The organism is Streptomyces sp. NPDC107521 (genome assembly GCF_055598485.1).
Window position 1 is genome coordinate 272,519 of the sequence record NZ_JBVKAT010000004.1, and the last position, 16,815, is coordinate 289,333.

Consider the following 16,815-nt stretch of genomic DNA (forward strand, 5'->3'; position numbering starts at 1 on the left):
GTTCAGCCCTCCGGGATCTCGAACGCCGAGGTGCGCCGCATCCCGGCGGCCCGTCCCTTGCCCGAGACGACCAGGGCCATCTTGCGGCTCGCCTCGTCGATCATCTCGTCGCCGAGCATCGCGGACCCCTTCCTGCCGCCCTCCTCGGAGGTGTGGTGGGCGTAGGCGTCGAGGATCAGCTCCGCGTGGTCGTAGTCCTCCTGCGTGGGCGAGAAGACCTCGTTGGCCGCCTCCACCTGGCCGGGGTGCAGCACCCACTTGCCGTCGAAGCCGAGCGCGGCGGCGCGCCGGGCCACCTCGCGGAAGCCGTCCACGTTGCGGATCTGGAGGTAGGGGCCGTCGATGGCCTGGACGTCGTTGGCACGGGCGGCCATCAGGATCCTCATCAGGATGTAGTGGTAGGCGTCCGCCGGGTAGCCCGCCGGCTGCTCGCCCACGACCAGGGACTTCATGTTGATCGACGCCATGAAGTCGGCCGGGCCGAAGACGATCGTCTCGACGCGCGGGGAGGCCTGGGCGATCTCGTTGACGTTGTTCAGACCGCGCGCGTTCTCGATCTGCGCCTCGATGCCGATGCGGCCGACCTCGAAGTCCATCGTCCTCTCGATCTGGGTGAGCAGCAGGTCCAGGGCCACGATCTGCTGGGCGTCCTGCACCTTGGGCAGCATGAGGCAGTCCAGGTTCTGCCCGGCGCCCTCCACCACCGTCACCACATCGCGGTACGTCCACTCGGTGGTCCAGTCGTTGACCCGCACCACACGGGTCTTGCCGGTCCAGTCGCCCTCGTTGAGGAACTTGACGACGGTGTGCCGTGCCTCCGGCTTGGCGAGCGGCGCGCAGGCGTCCTCCAGGTCCAGGAAGACCTGGTCGGCGGGGAGGCCCTGGGCCTTCTCCAGGAAGCGCGGGTTCGAGCCGGGCACCGCCAGGCAGGAGCGCCGGGGGCGCAGGCGGTCGACCTGGGGAGCGGGGCTGGTCATGCGGGGACCTCCAGGGGTTCGAGTGTGTTCGCGGTGCGGATCTCGTCGACGACGCGGCCGATGATGCCGGTGATGTCGAAGTCCTTCGGGGTGAAGACGGCGGCCACTCCGGCGGCCCGCAGGCCGTCGGCGTCGCCCTTCGGGATGATGCCACCGGCGATCACCGGGATGTCGGCGGCACCGGCCGCGCGCAGCCGTTCGAGCACCTCGGGCACCAGCCTGGTGTGCGAGCCGGACAGCACGGACAGGCCCACCACGTGCACGTCCTCCGCGAGGGCGGCGTCCACGATCTGCTCCGGGGTGAGCCGGATGCCCTGGTAGACCACCTCGAACCCGGCGTCCCGGGCCCGCACGGCGATCTGCTCCGCGCCGTTGGAGTGCCCGTCGAGGCCCGGCTTGCCCACCAGGAACCGCAGCTTGCCCACGCCCAGCTCGCGGGCCGTCAGCTCCACCTTGCGGCGCACCCCGGCCAGCGCCGAGCCCTCCTCGGCGGCGACCGCCACCGGTGCCGAGGAGACGCCGGTGGGCGCCCGGTACTCGCCGAACACCTCGCGCAGCGCCCCCGCCCACTCGCCGGTGGTGGCACCGGCCCTGGCGCACTCCAGGGTCGCCTCCATGAGGTTCCCGGTGCCGCGCGCGGCCTCCTTCAGCCGCTCCAGGGCCTTGCAGGGGCGCGGGTGGTTGAACGGCGGCTGGTAGCGGGTGTCGCGCCAGTGGCGGAGCGACTCCACCACCCGGGCCTCCACCGCCGGGTCCACGGTCTGGACGGCCGTGTCCGGATCGGCGGTGAGGGGGCTGGGTTCGGTGCCCTCGAAGGCGTTGACCCCCACGATCCGCTCCTCGCCGGACTCGATCCGGGCCCGGCGCTCCGCGTGGGAGGCGACCAGCCGGGACTTGAGGTAGCCCGACTCCACGGCGGCCAGGGCACCGCCCATCTCCTCGATGCGCCCGATCTCGGCGGACGACTCCGCCACCAGGTCCTCGACCTTGGCCTCCACCACCGTCGATCCCTCGAACAGATCGCCGTACTCCAGCAGATCGCTCTCGTACGCCAGCACCTGCTGGATGCGCAGTGACCACTGCTGGTCCCAGGGCCGGGGCAGGCCGAGGGCCTCGTTCCAGGCGGGGAGCTGCACGGCCCGCGCGCGGGCGTCCCGGGAGAGGGTGACCGCCAGCATCTCCAGCACGATCCGCTGGACGTTGTTCTCCGGCTGGGCCTCGGTGAGCCCGAGGGAGTTGACCTGGACGCCGTAGCGGAAGCGGCGCTGCCGGGGGTCCTCGATGCCGTACCGCTCGCGGGTGACCCGGTCCCAGACGCGGCCGAAGGCGCGCATCTTGCACATCTCCTCGACGAAGCGGACGCCCGCGTTGACGAAGAAGGAGATGCGGCCGACCACCTCGCCCATGCGCTCCTCGGGCACCTGGCCGGAGTCGCGGACCGCGTCCAGCACGGCGATGGCGGTGGACATCGCGTAGGCGATCTCCTGGACGGGCGTGGCGCCCGCCTCCTGGAGGTGGTAGCTGCAGATGTTGACCGGGTTCCACCGGGGCAGGTGGGAGACGGTGTACGCGATCATGTCGGTGGTCAGGCGGAGCGAGGGGCCCGGCGGGAAGACATGGGTGCCCCGGGACAGGTACTCCTTGACGATGTCGTTCTGGGTGGTGCCCCGGAGCAGGGCCGGGTCCGCGCCCTGCTCCTCGGCGACGACCTGGTAGAGCGCCAGCAGCCACATGGCCGTGGCGTTGATGGTCATGGAGGTGTTCATCCGCTCCAGGGGGATGTCCCGGAACAGGCGGCGCATGTCACCGAGGTGGGCGACCGGCACCCCGACCCGGCCGACCTCGCCCCGGGCGAGGACGTGGTCGGCGTCGTAGCCGGTCTGGGTGGGCAGGTCGAAGGCGACCGACAGGCCCGTCTGGCCCTTGGCCAGGTTGCGCCGGTACAACTCGTTGGAGGCCTCGGCCGTGGAGTGGCCGGCGTATGTCCGCATCAGCCACGGACGGTCCTTCTGGCGTTCGCTCATGACGCGCCCCTCAGATGTTCCGGAAGCGGTTGATGGCGTCGGCGTGCCGGGCGCGCAGCTCCGTGTCCCGCACGCCGAGGCCCTCCTCGGGGGCGAGGCACAGGACGCCGACCTTGCCCTGGTGCACGTTGCGGTGCACGTCGTGGGCGGCCTGCCCGGTGTCCTCCAGGGAGTAGACCCTGGAGAGCGTCGGGTGGATCCTCCCCTTGGCCACGAGGCGGTTGGCCTCCCACGCCTCGCGGTAGTTGGCGAAGTGGGAGCCGATGATGCGCTTGAGCGACATCCACAGGTACCGGTTGTCGTACTGGTGGTCGTACCCGGAGGTCGAGGCGCAGGTGACGATGGTGCCGCCCTTGCGGGTGACGTAGACGGAGGCGCCGAAGGTCTCGCGGCCGGGGTGCTCGAAGACGATGTCGACGTCCTCGCCGCCGGTGAGTTCGCGGATGCGCTTGCCGAAGCGCTTCCACTCACGGGTGTCCTGGCTGTGCTCGTCCCGCCAGAAGCGGTAGTCCTCCGCGCTGCGGTCGATGATCAGCTCGGCGCCCATCCGGCGGCAGATCTCGGCCTTGCGGGGGCTGGAGACCACGCAGATCGGGGTGGCGCCGCCGGCCAGCGCGAACTGGGTGGCGTAGGAGCCGAGGCCGCCGCTGGCGCCCCAGATCAGCACATTGTCCCCCTGCTTCATCTGGGCGCCGTTGCGGGAGACGAGCTGGCGGTAGGCGGTGGAGTTGACCAGGCCGGGCGCGGCGGCCTCCTCCCAGCTCAGATGGCCCGGCTTGGGCATGAGCTGGTTGGACTTGACGAGGGCGATCTCCGCGAGGCCGCCGAAGTTGGTCTCGAAGCCCCAGATGCGCTGCTCGGGGTCGAGCATCGTGTCGTTGTGGCCGTCGGAGGACTCCAGCTCGACGGAGAGGCAGTGGGCGACCACCTCGTCGCCGGGCCGCCAGGCGTTGACCCCGGGGCCGGTGCGCAGGACGACGCCGGAGAGGTCGGAGCCGATGATGTGGTACGGCAGGTCGTGGCGGCCGGTCAGCTCGCTGACCCTGCCGTAGCGCTCCAGGAAACCGAAGGTGGGCAGCGGTTCGAAGATCGAGGTCCACACGGAGTTGTAGTTGACCGAGGAGGCCATCACGGCCACCAGGGCCTCGCCGGGGCCCAGTTCGGGCAGCGGCACCTCGTCCAGGTGGAGGGACTCGCGGGGGTCCTTGTCGCGGGTCTCGCGGCCCGCGAACATGTCCGTCTCGTCCTTGTGCACGGTGATCGCGCGGTACGACTCGGGCAGGGGCAGCGCGGCGATGTCGGCCGCCGTCGGGCCGGGCGACTGGATCGCGTCCAGGATGTCCTTCATGGTCACGGTGGTGCCTCCGGCAGTGGGCGCCCAGAGGAGGGGCGCTGGGGGTGCGTCGGTTCCTGCTGAGTGATCGGTGCGGGGGATGCCATCGGTTCGGCGGGGTGGTGTGCGCCGGCGCGTGAGGGGGGCGTGAGGGGGCGTGAGGGTGCCTGTGACGCAGGCGCCGGGCACGCGGGGGATGGCTCGCGGGGACAGCCCGGACACCTTCAACGTATGGCACGCCGTGTCAGCTTGCAAGGCACTGAGTGTCAGAGATTGCACTCAGATGAATTCTTTACCTCACAGATGAGCGATGATCGATCGAATGCGATCACCGAGGAGGTGGAAACCGGTCCCGGAGATACGAGAACGGCCACCCACAGGGGTGGCCGTGATCACGGGGGAGGGGGCTCGTCCGCTACCTCTCAGCGGTCCTTCAGCGCCTGCTCGATGGCGCGCATGACCTCGTGCAGCGGCGCGTCGGTGCGCGCCACCGTCACCAGCACCTCGCCGTCGGCGGAGGCCGAGGCGGCGGCCGGCCGCGACGGCGCGGCACCCCGCCCGGCACCGATGCCGGTGCCGAAGGTCCGGCGGACGATCGCGAAGGCGTGGTCCAGCTCGGCCTCCACGTCCCCCTGCCCGTCCGCGCGCAGCCAGCGCCGCAGCACGTGGTTGTGGGCGGTCACCACGGCGGAGGCGGCCACCTCCGCCAGCAGCGGGTCGTCGTTGGAGTCGTCGTCGTGGGCGTGCTCGTCGAAGTGGCCGAGCAGATAGCGGGTGAACAGGCGCTCGTAGCGGGCCACCGAGGCGATCTCCGCCTCGCGCAGGGTGGGCACCTCGCGCGTGAGCTTGTAGCGGGCCACGGAGATCTGGGGCCGGGCCGCGTACATCTTCATGACCTCTTTGATGCCGCGGCACACCGTGTCGAGCGGATGCTCGTGCGCGGGCGCCGCGTTCAGCACGGCCTCGGCGCGGACCAGGGTGTCGTCGTGGTCCGGGAAGATCGCCTCCTCCTTGGAGCGGAAGTGGCGGAAGAAGGTGCGGCGGGCGACACCGGCCGCCGCCGCGATCTCGTCGACGGTGGTCGCTTCGTACCCTTTGGTCGCGAACAGCTCCATCGCCGCCGCCGCCAGTTCCCGGCGCATTTTGAGCCGCTGGGCGGCGGCCCGGCTGCCGGCCGCGCTCTCCGGCGCGTCGGGCGTGGCTGGTGTACGTGAGGACTTGGCGGGCTGGGACATGCACCGAACGTACTGCATGGGCGTGAACCGGTGCGCGCAACCGGGGGGGGGCGTCCCGCCCGCCGGGGGCGGGGAGGACCCGGCCGGATCGGGCGGTCCGCCCCGCCGCCCGTCGGGCCGGAACCCGTCGGGCGGCGGTCCGCCGGGTGGAGACCCGCCGGGCGGCGCCGGGCGGGCCCGGCGGACGGAGGCGGGCCCGGCGGCTCAGCGGCGGGCGTGCTCGCGGAAGCCCCGGCCGGTCTTGCGGCCGAGGCAGCCCGCGGCCACCAGATGCTCCAGCAGTGGCGCCGGGGCGAGCCCCGGATCCCGGAACTCGCGGTGCAGCGCCCGCTCGATGGCCAGCGAGACATCCAGGCCGACCACGTCCAGCAGCTCGAACGGGCCCATCGGGTACCCGCCGCCCAGCCGCATCGCCGCGTCGATGTCGTCCGGCGTCGCGTAGTGCTCCCCGACCATCTTCACGGCGTTGTTCAGGTACGGGAACAGCAGCGCGTTCACGATGAACCCGGCCCGGTCCCCGCAGTTCACGGCGTGCTTGCGCACCGTGGCGCAGACCTCGCGGACGGTGGCGTGCGCCTCGTCGGAGGTCAGCACCGTGCGCACCACCTCGACCAGCCGCATCGCGGGCGCCGGATTGAAGAAGTGCATGCCGATCACGTCGCGCGGGCGCGAGGTGGCGCGGGCGCAGGCGACGACCGGCAGCGAGGAGGTGGTCGTGGCCAGGACGGCGCCGGGACGGCAGACCTTGTCCAGGGCGGCGAACACCCGCCGCTTGACCTCCAGGTCCTCGGCGACCGCCTCCACCGCCAGATCGGCGTCCACGAAGTCGTCGTAGGTGCCCGTCGGGCGGATGCGCTCCAGGGTCCCGGCCGCCGCCTCGGCGGACAGCCGTCCCCTGCCGACCGAGCGGGCCAGCGAGGCGGCGACCCGGTCCCTCGCGGCGCGCGCCCGCTCCGGGCTCCGGGCGGCGAGCACGACCTCGTACCCGGCCGCCGCGAAGACCTCCGCGATGCCCGACGCCATGGTGCCCGATCCGGCGACGCCGACCACGCGCACCGGGCGGCCCGCGACCGAGGGGCCGCCGCCGAGCGGTGTCAGGGCGTCCGGGACCACGGTGGCACCGCCCGGCGCCTCGTAGGTGTAGAAGCCGCGGCCCGCCTTGCGGCCCGTCAGCCCCGCCTCGCCGAGCTGGCCGAGCACCGGGGCGGGCGCGTGCAGCCGGTCGTGGGTGGCCGCGTACATGGCCTCCAGGACGGTGCGCGCGGTGTCCACGCCGATCAGGTCCAGCAGGGCCAGCGGTCCCATCGGCAGACCGCAGCCGAGGCGCATCGCGGCGTCGATGTCCTCGCGGGTCGCGTAGCGCGACTCGTACATCGCCGCCGCCTGGTTGAGGTAGCCGAACAGCAGCCCGTCCGCCACGAACCCGGGCCGGTCGCCGACCGCGACGGGCTCCTTGCCGAGATCCAGGGCGAGACCGGTGACCACCTCGACGGCGTCCGGCGAGGTCAGCACCGAGGAGACCACCTCGACCAGCCGCATGGCCGGCGCCGGGTTGAAGAAGTGCAGGCCCAGCACCCGCTCCGGGTGGGCCGACTCGGCGGCCAGCCGGGTCACGGACAGCGCGTTGGTGCCGGTCGCCAGGATCGTCCCCGGGCGCACGATCCGGTCCAGCTCACGGAAGATCTCCCGCTTGACCTCGTACGACTCCGGGGCGACCTCGATCACCAGATCGGCGTCGGCCGCCGCCCGCAGGTCGGTGGCGGTGCGGACCCGGGCGAGCGCCTCGGCGCGCTCCGCCCCGGTCAGCCGCCCGCGCTCCACGGCGCGGGCGGTGGAGGACTCCAGCACGGCGAGGGCCCCGGCGGTCCGCGCCTCACCGATGTCGATGCCGATGACGTCCCGGCCGGCCACGGCCAGGACCTCGGCGATGCCGGTGCCCATGGTGCCGAGGCCGACCACGGCGACGGTGCGCGGCGGGGAAGGGACGATGCCGGACGGGGGAGTGGCCATCACAGGACTCCAGAAGGGGATGACGACGGGAACACGCCCCGGCGCGCGGGAGCGCGCCGGACGCGTGCGGGGAAGGGGGGTGCGGGTGCGGAACGCGCCGGTGCCCCGGCGTGTCCGTGCGTGCCGTCGGGGGCGTGTTGTGCGCCCGCCCGGCGGCCTCCGGCCCGGCCCTGTCCCGGGGCCATGCCGTCCTGCGGTACCCGGAGCGCCTGGGGCGACCGGCGCACACCTGTGCCCGGGTACGGGAACTCCTCATGCCGGCCGCGTCACCGGACCGCCATGGGGAGTGCGTACGAGTGGATGACTCGCTCATCCGAGCTTAACCGGCGGGTAACGAGCGCGCCAGCCCCCCGTGTTCGTGACGTGACTCCCATGGCGGGTGTGACCGGCCTAACCTCGATGCCATGGACGAGGAGTCGCGCGCGCTCACGGAGCGCTTACGGATGGAGTCGGGCGGGACGGCGGAGTACGACCGCCTCACCGCCACCGGGGACCACGACGAACTGGCCGCGGTGCTCACCGAACAGGGGCAGCCCCTTTGGGCCCGTGAACTGGCCGCGTTCCGGCTCGGCGTCGCGGGCGACCGGCGCGCCTTCGAATCGCTCATCCTGCTGCTCAACCACCGCGATCCGCCGCGCTGCGCCGCCGCCGCGCACGCCCTCGCCCGCCTCGGCGACCCGCGCACCGCCCGCGCCGCCGCCACGCTCGCCACCAACGAACTGCGCGTCGCCTACGCCCTGCAGCCGGTGCGACTGCTGGCCGAACTGCGCGCCCCGGAGTCGGCGCCCGCGCTCATCACCGCCCTGGCGAGACGGCTCGGCCCGCGCGACCCGTACCGCCGGGTGGCCCTGGCCTGCGTCGAGGGCCTCGGCACCCTGGGCGACGACCGGGCCGTGCCCGTCCTCCGCGATGCCCTCGCGCATCCCGCGCTGGCCGAGGCGGCGGTCCGGGCGCTGGCCCGCATCCCCGGGCGGCGCTGAGGGCCCGTCACCGGCGGGGCCCGTGATCCCTCGACCCGGCGGCCGGGCACGGCGGGCGGGCCGCCCGGCCCGGAGCGCCCGGCCCGCCCGGACTTCCCGCCGGGATCCTCGCGACGGGCCGGTCAGCCGCGGACGCCGAGCAGCCCGTGCAGGGTGGAGCCGCGCGAGGAGGCGGACGCCGTCTTCGCCGTCAGGGGCTCGGGCCGGGGCGGCGCGGGGCACACCGCGTCCGCCTCCCCGCCCGCGCCCCCGCCGCGCGGCACGGTTCCGTCGGCGAGATACGCGGCCAGATGCCCGTCCAGGCAGTCGTTGCCGCTGAGCGTGACGCCGTGGTTGCCGCCGCCCTCCTCGACCACCAGACGGGAACCCCGCAGCAGGCGGTGTGTGGTGACGGCCCCCTCGTACGGGGTGGCGGCGTCGCCGGTCGCCTGGAACAGCAGCGCCGGGGGCAGCGCGCGGTTGGCGACGTCCACCGGGCGGCGCGGCGCGGTGGGCCAGAAGGCGCAGGGCGCGTTGTACCAGGCGTTGTTCCAGGTCATGAACGGGGCCTTCCGGGCCACCTCGGCGTTGTCGGCGCGCCAGGTGCGCCAGTCGCGCGGCCAGGGGGCGTCGGCGCACTGCACCGCCGTGTAGACGCTGTAGCCGTTGTCCCCGGCGGCGTCCTGGGCACCGAGGGCCTCGTACATTCCGACGAGCGGCCCGGTGTCCCCGTCGTTGGCGTAGGCGGCGAAGGCCGCCGCCAGGTGGGGCCAGTAGCCGTCGTAGTAGCCGCCGGGCAGGAAGGTGTCCTCCAGTTCCGCGGCGCCCACCCTGCCGTCGGCGGGGTGCTCGGCCAGCGCCTCCCGCATGGCGTACCAGCGCGCCCCGATCCGGTCCGGGTCCCTGCCGAGCCCGTACGCGGCGTCGTTCCGGGCGATCCAGGCCATGAAGGCGCGGTGGCGGTCCTCGAAGGCGCGGTCCTGGTTGAGGTTGGCGTCGTACCAGATGTCCGCCGGGTCGACGACCGAGTCCAGAACCAGGCGGCGCACCCGCTCCGGGTAGAGCTTGGCGTAGACGGCGCCCAGGTAGGTGCCGTACGAGTAGCCGAAGTAGTTGATTCGGGACGCGCCGAGGGCCGCGCGGATCGCGTCCATGTCGCGTGCCGCGTCGACCGTGCTCATGTGCGGGAGCAGCTTCGCGTACGCGGCGCCGCAGGCGTCGGCGAAGGACTTCGCCCGCGCCAGGTTGGCCCGCTCGACGGCCGGGGTGGCGGGCACCGACCCGGGGCGCACCGGGTCGAAGTGGCCCGGCGCACAGTCCAGGGCCGGTTCGCTCGCGCCCACGCCGCGCGGGTCGAAGCCGATCACGTCGTACTGCGAGGCCACCTCCCCGGGCAGCGAGGAGGCCACGAACCCGGCGAGTCCGCGTCCGCTGCCGCCGGGGCCGCCCGGGTTGACCAGGAGCGGCCCCTGGAACGTCCTCGCGGTGTGCGGGACGCGGGTCAGTGCCAGGGTGATCCGCTCGCCGCGCCGGCGGGCGTGGTCGAGCGGCACGGCCAGCGAGGCGCACTGGAGCGTCGGGTGACCGTCGGTGCCGCACGCCTTCCAGTCGATCCGCGCGGGCTTCGCGACGGGAACGGAGGCGGACGCTCCGGCCTCCGCGGGAACGGCGGTGAACGAGCCGGCCGCGAGGACGGCGGCGCCGCAGAGCAGGGCTGCGCGGTGTCTCATGGAGTCCTCCCCAGGACGCGGGGGCGAGCGGTCCGCGGGGGTCGCGGCCCTCGCGCATCGTCCCGGAGTGAGCCTCCGGAAGAACCTGATCCCTCCTCATATGACCCGATCGGGTCGCGAAATGCCCTCGAACGGGCCGGAACGAAACCGAACCGCAGGGCGCCGGACGGGACGGACCCCCACGTCATCAAGCGCCACCGGTACCCCGCCGGCCCTCCCTCACGTCGCGCGCGGCACGCGAAACCGTGACCTGCGGCAGGTCGACAGGGCCCCGTGAGGCAGTAGGGTCCCTTTCAACCAAGCCGAACATGAACGAAGCGGGGCATTCGTGGACCTTGAGGCCCTTCACTCCTTCCTCGCGGTGGCCAAGCACCGGAGCATCTCCAAGGCCGCCGCCGGCCTCTACGTCACCCAGCCGACGATGAGCCAACGGCTGCGGCGGCTGGAGGACAGCCTCGGCTTCGCCCTGTTCGAACGCGGCTGGACCGGGGTGGTGCTCACGCCCCAGGGGTCCTACTTCCTGCCCTACGCCGCCACGCTCATCCGCGATCTGTCGAACGCCTCCGCCGTCCTCGGCACCAAGGACCCGGCCCGGCCCCGCAGCTTCGACGAGGTCGCCGGGCACCCGCACAAGGTCATGTTCGGCGTGGACAACTGGCTCTCGGAGCGCTCCGTGCGGGCCGTGGTGAGCAGCGCCCTCGGCTCCTACGGCGCCGACGAGTTCCGGATCACGAGCCGGCCCGCCACCACCCTCATCGACCTGCTGGAACTCAACCAGCTCGACGCCGGGTTCTTCTACTCCACGGAGTCCGACCACCCGTTCCACACCGAGGTCGTCGGCACCGAGGACATGGCGCTGGTCCACCCGCCGGGCACCGTCCTGGAGGAGCACAGCGTCCCCGCCCTGACCGAGCTGCTCTCCCGCTACCGGTTCGTCCTCTTCGACAACCCGGTGCTCACCCATCACGCCCGCATCACCACGACCCTGATCGAGACCTACGAGATCTCCCGCTTCCACGTGGTGGACGACTACCGCACGATGCACGCCCTCATCCGGCTGGGCGAGTGCATCTCCGTCGTGCCGACCGGGGTGGTCCTCGACGACCGGGAGCGCTGCGGCACCGACCTGCCCGCCACACCGCTGCCCGGACTCCTGCCGGAGATCAACGTCACCGTCGGCATCAGCGACGCCGGACGCGACCACGGGGTGAGCGAGGAGTTCGCCGCGTCGATCGCCCGGTTCCTGGACGCCGAGGCGCCCGGAGCCGGGTGACCCCGCGTTCTCACGCGGGGCGTCCGGTCCGGGCGCCGGCCCCCGGGGGGAAGGGGCCGGGGGACGGGGAAACGGGGACGGAGCCATGGGCCGGTCAGGCGCCGGCGGGCGCCCTGGCGGCGGGGTCGGCCGGGTCGGCCCGGTCGGTGGAGTCGGCCTTCTTCGGCGCCGTCTCCTGGAGGAAGGACGCGGCGACCACACAGAGCACCAGTCCGCCCAGCGCCAGGTAGAGGACGGTCTCGATGCCGTGGTTCTGCGCCAGGTAACCGGCGACGGACGGGGCCACGCCGCCGCCGAAGATCTCCGCGACGCCCATGACGGTGCCGGCCGCGGCGCCCATCAGCCCGGCGGGCACGGACTCCACGGTGATGGTGCCGGCGAGCAGGGCCAGGCAGCCGTTGGCGCCGAAGGCGATGAAGAACAGCAGCAGGAACAGCAGCGGCACCACCGGGCCCTGGAAGATGAAGCCGATCAGCATCGCCATCGCCATCAGCAGCGCGGCGATCACCACGGGCTTGCGTCCGAACCGGTCGGAGAGCCCGGGGATCACGAGCTGGCCGGCGAAGGCGCCGAATCCGATGCCGGAGGCGATGACGCCCATTTGGGTGGTGCCGATGCCCTGGTGGTCGACGAGATAGCTCGGCACCATGGCGCTGAGCACGAAGATGCAGGTCATCGCGCCGCACAGGGCCAGGATCGCCAGCCGGATGTTGCGGTAGCGGAAGACGTCCAGCCAGCCGGGCTTCTCGCCGGGGGAAGTGGCGACGACCGTGGACTCGAAGGCGGGGAGCTGGTGCGGCTCACGGATGGTCCTGAAGACGAACCAGGCCAGCACCAGTCCGGGCAGCAGCATGATGCCGAAGACCCAGTGCCAGCTCGGCAGGACGCGCAGGAGCTGGGTGGCGATGATGGGGCCGAGGCCCACGCCGAACAGGGCGAAGGTGCTCTGCTGGATGCCCATGTTCAGCCCGCGCCGCCGCGGGCGCGACGCCTCCGCCGTGGCCGCCACCGCAGTCGGGGTGAACGCGCCCTCGGTGACGCCCATGATGACGCGCACCATCAGCAGGCTGAAGAGTCCGCCGACCAGTCCGGTCAGCAGCGAACAGAACGAGAAGAACACGATCGACGCGACCAGGATCTTGCGCCGTCCCAGTCGGTCGGAAAGACCGCCCATGAGAAGGGAGGAAGCACCCCAGGCAAGACCGAGAACACCGATGATGTTCCCCAGGTCCTGATAGTCCAGCCCGAGTTCCTTCATCATCGACGGGAAAAGCGGACTGATGATCCAGCGGTCCAGGCCCACGAGACCGAAACCGAGGGAAAGCAGCAGTACCGCGGAACGCTCGTAGCGGACGTCGTACTCTTTCGTCGTCATGCCGCTCTCCCTTCCGTGCTTTCACGGATCTCCGCGACCAGTTCCCGGGTCCGGAGAACCCGGCCGAAGAAGGTGCCGATGTTCTCCTCCGTGGCCTTCTGTGCGGCCTCGCTGCGCGCACCGGTGGCGTCGGCGACGAATGCCACCTTGAAATCGCGCATGTAGGCGCTGCGTGCCGTCGAATCGCAGCAGACCTCGGTGAGGGTGCCGATGATGATGACCGTGTCCACCTGACGCAGGCCCGAGATGCTGGTCAGCACGGTCTCGAGCGGCGTGTTGTGGAAGAAGTCGTAGCGGTGCTTCGGGATGACCACGTCCTCGGGCTCCGGCGCGAGGTCGTCGATGATCTCCACCCCGGGCGTACCGCTGCGCATTCCAGCGGTGAGCAGTGCCGGGTTGTAGGTGGATTCCAATGGCGACACGTTGAAGGTGTCGAGAAGGACGTGCCGGCTGTAGACGACCGGAATTCCGGCGGTCCGGCACTCGGCGACGACCTCCTGCATCTGCGGTATCCGCCGGCGTGCCATCGGCACCTCCATCGGATGCCCCTCCAGAACGAAGTCGTTCTGCATGTCGATCACGAGCAGTGCCGTATTCCTCGGATTCACGCGCCACATCGCGTTCAACGGTGGACTCCTCTTGCGCTGCGAAATGCGGAAGGCCCGGATCTCGGCCCCGGCTGATTGAGCCCTGAGCCTAACCGCGAAGCGCGTTCCCCCAGTCATAGGAAATCTTTATACCGTCCGGAGGGCCGGGGACGACCGTTGGCGGGCGCCCGCCCGGCACGGCGGCGGATCCCGGGCCGCGCCGGGCGAAGAGGGGGAGAGAGACGAGAGGAGAGGGGGTTGGCGCCGTACGGACGGCAACGGAGGACAGCGGAGTCGGAACGGCCGTGCCCCAGCACCCACTCATCGCTCAAGGCCCGGAGGCGCACGATCAGGGGGCACCGTACGACGCGGTCTGGGCTGCATCCCCCGCGTCACCGCCATCGCGGTCGTGCACCCCGTCACCTCGCCCGCTGCCGGCCGGTCGGCGGCTGCCAGGGCCTCCCGGCGGTCCCGGCCCGGCGCAAGGCCCGCCGCGAGTACGAGAACCGGGCAGGTGTCCTCGCGCCGACCGAACCCTGATGGCGCCATACGGCGACGTGGTCGTGGAGCCGGCGGTCTGGGACGTGTATCAGAGGAAGACCGGTCAGGGGTGGGTGCGGGGCCGCCGCAGCGCCGTGGCCACCAGGAGTGCGCCCGCCGCTGCCAGGGCGGCGCAGACGATGGCCGCGATACGGGTCTCGTGCGCGAAGGCGGCGAAGGCGCTGTCGCGCACGGCGGCCCCGGCCGAGTGCGGGAGATCCGCGGCGAGGTCGACGGCACCGCCGAGGGTGGCGGCTGCCGCCTCCAGCTGTTCCGGGCCGAGTGAGCCGGGGGCCGTCGCGGTGACGTCGGCCCGGTAGAGAGCGGCGCCGATGCTGCCGAGGATTGCGATGCCGAGGGCTCCGCCGAACTCGGCGGAGGTTTCGGCCATCGCGGAGGCGGCTCCGGCGCGTTCGGGCGGAGCGGCGGAGACGATCACTTCGGTGACGACGGCGGAGACGGCGGCGATGCCGATCGACACGATCCCCATGCCTGTGACGATGTGCGGAGCGCCGCTGTGCGCGCCGGTGAAGGCGAGCTGGATGAACCCGGCCACGGCGATGGCCAGTCCGGCGGTGATCACCCGGTCCTTGCCGAGGCGCGGAGCGGCCATGGTGGCAAGCGCGATGCCAACTGGCATGACGAGGAAGGTGGGCAGCGTCCACAGGGCTGCCGTGAAGGGCTTCATGCCGAGGACCAGCTGCAGGAACTGCCAGCTGAACAGGGAGAAGCCGACCAGGCCGAAGGTGGCGAGTGCGTCGATGCCGAGAGCCACGCTGAAGCGGCGTTCGCGGAAGAGCCCCAGGTCGAACATGGGGTAGGGGCTCCGGCGTTGGTGGCGCAGGAAGGCGTAACCGAAGGTGGTCCCGGCGGCCAGGGACAGCAGTGCCGGAGTGCCGAAGCCGTGTTCCGCACCTGACTTGATGCCGTAGATCACGCCCAGGACGGCAAGGAGGGAGAGGAGGGCGCCGGAGAGGTCGAAGCGGCCGGGAGAGGGGTCGAGGAACTCGGGCAGTAGTCGCGGGCCGAGGGCGAGCAGCACTGCCATCACGGGGGTGTTCACCAGGAATACCGCACCCCACCAGAAGTGGTCCAGGAGGAGGCCGCCGATGATCGGGCCGAGTACCGCGCCGCCGGCGAAGCCGGCCGTCCACACGCCGACGGCGGTGGTGCGCTGCTTCTCGTCGTGGAACATCGCGCGTATCAGGGAGAGGGTGGAGGGGGCCAGCGTGGCACCCGCGACGCCGAGCAGCATCCGGGCGGCGATGAGCGTCTGTGGGGTGGTGGAGAACGCGGCGAGGGCGGAGGCGAGACCGAAGGCCGCGGCTCCGCAGAGCAGGACGCGGCGGCGGCCGAACCGGTCGCCGAGGGTGCCCATGGTGATCAGCAGGCCGGCCAGCATGAAGCCGTAGCCGTCCATGATCCACAGCAGCTCGGAGCTGCTTGGCCGGAGGTCGGCGGTCAGGGTCGGGAGCGTGGTGAACATGATGGACATGTCCATCGATACCAGCACGCAGGGCAGGACGAGGACGGCCAGCCCCGCCCACTGTCTGCGTCCGGCGCGTGCGGGCACGCGGTCCTTCACTGTCCCGTTCATCGGTCCGCCTCGTTCTCTCTGCTCATGGGTCCGTGCGTCGGCCGGGATTCGCTGCATGCGAAGGCTTCATTCCGAACGGCCGCGTACAGCATACGCGAGAGTGTAGAAAGTCAACGAAGGCTTTAAAGATGCGAGGTGAGCGCCATGGATCCTGTTACGCTAGAATTTCGTCACGACTTGGCGGTGTGACGAAAAGGGAGGGTCGGGATGGTGGCGGAGGGAGACGGCGGTACGCCGGGCCGTGCGCGATGCGCTTGCTGCGGCACGTTGTTCGACCACGCGGCGCGAGGACGTCCGCGCCGGTACTGCTCGCGTGCCTGCCAGGCACGCGCGTACCGGACCCGTCGCGCGGGGTACGCCGAACTGGACGGGCGCCCCGGACTTCCCGGATCGGGCGCCGACGCGCCCCCTGACGCCGAGTCCCCCCTCTCCGTGGACAGGATCGTGAGCGCCGGGATCGGGATCGCGGACGCCGAGGGACTGGACGCGCTGTCGATGCGCCGGGTGGCAGAGGCTCTGGGGGCAGCGACCATGTCCCTGTACCGGCATGTTCCGTCCAAGGACGAACTGCTCGCACGCATGGTGGAGGCCGCACAGAACGAGGATCCTCCACCGCAGACCCCGGCGGACGGCTGGCGTGAAGGGCTGAGGCGGGCAGCCCGGCGCGACTGGGAGCTCTACCTCCGCCACCCCTGGATCCTGCCGCAGGTCATGATGTCCACCCGTGGGCGGCTCGGTCGGGGAGTGGCCGCCGACAGCGAGAGCGCGCTCGCGTCCTTCGACGGGCTCGGCCTGGAGCCTGCGGAAGCGTTCCGTCATATGTTCACGTTCGCCTCCTACGTGCAGGGGGTGGCCCTCACTCTGGTCGCGAGTGAAGCCTCCACCGGGTCCGGCACATCGACTGGCCCTCCGGACGACTTCTCCGACTTCCCCCGCCTCGCCCGGGCCATGGCCGCGGGTGCCCAGCCCTGGGATCTGGAGGCCCAGTTCACCGCGGGCCTGGAGACCGTCCTGGACGGCATTGCCGCCGCCTTGGCGCGCGGAGGTGAGCACGGCGATCCCTGACCGGTTCGCGTGGAGACGCCGAGCAGGCTGAGGACAGCCGGTGTCGACTCCGAACCCGTCGACTGCCCGATCGCCGCCCCGGCCGGAGCGGTCGACCGGCGCCGCCAGGA

12 protein-coding genes are annotated in these 16,815 nt (G+C 72.0%); 3 read left to right on the forward strand and 9 right to left on the reverse strand.

Annotated elements, in window-relative coordinates; all coding sequences use genetic code 11:
• Positions 1–2: 2 nt before the first annotated feature.
• The 5 genes from ACZ7LB_RS09065 to ACZ7LB_RS09085 form a co-directional block, all read right to left on the reverse strand.
• Positions 3–977 carry an HpcH/HpaI aldolase/citrate lyase family protein gene (locus ACZ7LB_RS09065; protein WP_471466463.1) on the reverse strand — a complete coding sequence of 325 codons (975 nt, stop codon included), beginning with the start codon at positions 975–977 and terminating at the stop codon, positions 3–5.
• Positions 974–3,001 carry a protein meaA gene (locus ACZ7LB_RS09070; RefSeq protein WP_471466465.1) on the reverse strand — a complete coding sequence of 676 codons (2,028 nt, stop codon included), beginning with the start codon at positions 2,999–3,001 and terminating at the stop codon, positions 974–976. The genes ACZ7LB_RS09065 and ACZ7LB_RS09070 overlap by 4 nt, the downstream gene beginning before the upstream one ends.
• 10 nt (positions 3,002–3,011) lie before the next feature.
• A complete protein-coding gene (gene ccrA / locus ACZ7LB_RS09075; RefSeq protein ID WP_471466633.1) occupies positions 3,012–4,349 on the reverse strand; it encodes a crotonyl-CoA carboxylase/reductase in 1,338 nt (445 codons plus the stop codon).
• Positions 4,350–4,756: 407 nt separating this feature from the next.
• Complete coding sequence (locus tag ACZ7LB_RS09080) at positions 4,757–5,569, reverse strand: TetR family transcriptional regulator (protein ID WP_471466467.1); 813 nt, start codon at positions 5,567–5,569, stop codon at positions 4,757–4,759.
• A 204-nt stretch (positions 5,570–5,773) separates the two neighbouring features.
• Positions 5,774–7,579, reverse strand: coding sequence for a 3-hydroxyacyl-CoA dehydrogenase family protein (locus tag ACZ7LB_RS09085; protein ID WP_471466469.1), 1,806 nt, complete (start codon positions 7,577–7,579; stop codon positions 5,774–5,776).
• A 404-nt stretch (positions 7,580–7,983) separates the two neighbouring features.
• On the opposite strand from ACZ7LB_RS09085, the gene ACZ7LB_RS09090 reads away from it, so the two are divergent.
• Positions 7,984–8,559, forward strand: a complete 576-nt coding sequence (locus ACZ7LB_RS09090; protein ID WP_471466470.1) for an adenylosuccinate lyase — start codon at positions 7,984–7,986, stop codon at positions 8,557–8,559.
• A 122-nt stretch (positions 8,560–8,681) separates the two neighbouring features.
• Here ACZ7LB_RS09090 and ACZ7LB_RS09095 read toward each other — a convergent pair whose 3' ends face one another.
• Positions 8,682–10,268 (reverse strand): alpha/beta hydrolase, encoded by a 1,587-nt coding sequence (locus tag ACZ7LB_RS09095; RefSeq protein ID WP_471466472.1) that lies wholly within the window; start codon positions 10,266–10,268, stop codon positions 8,682–8,684.
• 328 nt (positions 10,269–10,596) lie between these two features.
• On the opposite strand from ACZ7LB_RS09095, the gene ACZ7LB_RS09100 reads away from it, so the two are divergent.
• Entirely contained in the window at positions 10,597–11,541 is a 945-nt protein-coding gene (locus ACZ7LB_RS09100) for a LysR family transcriptional regulator (RefSeq protein ID WP_471466474.1), read from the forward strand.
• A gap of 94 nt (positions 11,542–11,635) precedes the next feature.
• On the opposite strand, the gene ACZ7LB_RS09105 is transcribed toward ACZ7LB_RS09100, so the two are convergent.
• From ACZ7LB_RS09105 to ACZ7LB_RS09115, 3 genes are all read right to left on the reverse strand, one after another.
• On the reverse strand, positions 11,636–12,916 hold the full coding sequence (locus tag ACZ7LB_RS09105) for an MFS transporter (RefSeq protein WP_471466476.1): 1,281 nt from the start codon (positions 12,914–12,916) through the stop codon (positions 11,636–11,638).
• Complete coding sequence (locus ACZ7LB_RS09110) at positions 12,913–13,497, reverse strand: isochorismatase family protein (protein WP_471466478.1); 585 nt, start codon at positions 13,495–13,497, stop codon at positions 12,913–12,915. Before ACZ7LB_RS09110 ends, ACZ7LB_RS09105 begins: the two co-directional genes overlap by 4 nt.
• 610 nt (positions 13,498–14,107) lie before the next feature.
• A complete protein-coding gene (locus ACZ7LB_RS09115; protein WP_471466479.1) occupies positions 14,108–15,640 on the reverse strand; it encodes an MFS transporter in 1,533 nt (510 codons plus the stop codon).
• A 444-nt stretch (positions 15,641–16,084) separates the two neighbouring features.
• Here ACZ7LB_RS09115 and ACZ7LB_RS09120 point away from each other — a divergent pair, with 444 nt between their 5' ends.
• Entirely contained in the window at positions 16,085–16,705 is a 621-nt protein-coding gene (locus tag ACZ7LB_RS09120) for a TetR/AcrR family transcriptional regulator (RefSeq protein ID WP_471466481.1), read from the forward strand.
• Positions 16,706–16,815 lie beyond the last annotated feature (110 nt).

Bases quoted from the DNA above. Each gene is read 5' to 3' on its own strand.
- ACZ7LB_RS09065 (WP_471466463.1), bottom strand. From the start codon at position 977: ATGACCAGCCCCGCTCCCCAGGTCGACCGCCTGCGCCCCCGGCGCTCC.
- ACZ7LB_RS09070 (WP_471466465.1), bottom strand. From the start codon at position 3,001: ATGAGCGAACGCCAGAAGGACCGTCCGTGGCTGATGCGGACATACGCC.
- ccrA (WP_471466633.1), bottom strand. From the start codon at position 4,349: ATGAAGGACATCCTGGACGCGATCCAGTCGCCCGGCCCGACGGCGGCC.
- ACZ7LB_RS09080 (WP_471466467.1), bottom strand. From the start codon at position 5,569: ATGTCCCAGCCCGCCAAGTCCTCACGTACACCAGCCACGCCCGACGCG.
- ACZ7LB_RS09085 (WP_471466469.1), bottom strand. From the start codon at position 7,579: ATGGCCACTCCCCCGTCCGGCATCGTCCCTTCCCCGCCGCGCACCGTC.
- ACZ7LB_RS09090 (WP_471466470.1), top strand. From the start codon at position 7,984: ATGGACGAGGAGTCGCGCGCGCTCACGGAGCGCTTACGGATGGAGTCG.
- ACZ7LB_RS09095 (WP_471466472.1), bottom strand. From the start codon at position 10,268: ATGAGACACCGCGCAGCCCTGCTCTGCGGCGCCGCCGTCCTCGCGGCC.
- ACZ7LB_RS09105 (WP_471466476.1), bottom strand. From the start codon at position 12,916: ATGACGACGAAAGAGTACGACGTCCGCTACGAGCGTTCCGCGGTACTG.
- ACZ7LB_RS09115 (WP_471466479.1), bottom strand. From the start codon at position 15,640: ATGAACGGGACAGTGAAGGACCGCGTGCCCGCACGCGCCGGACGCAGA.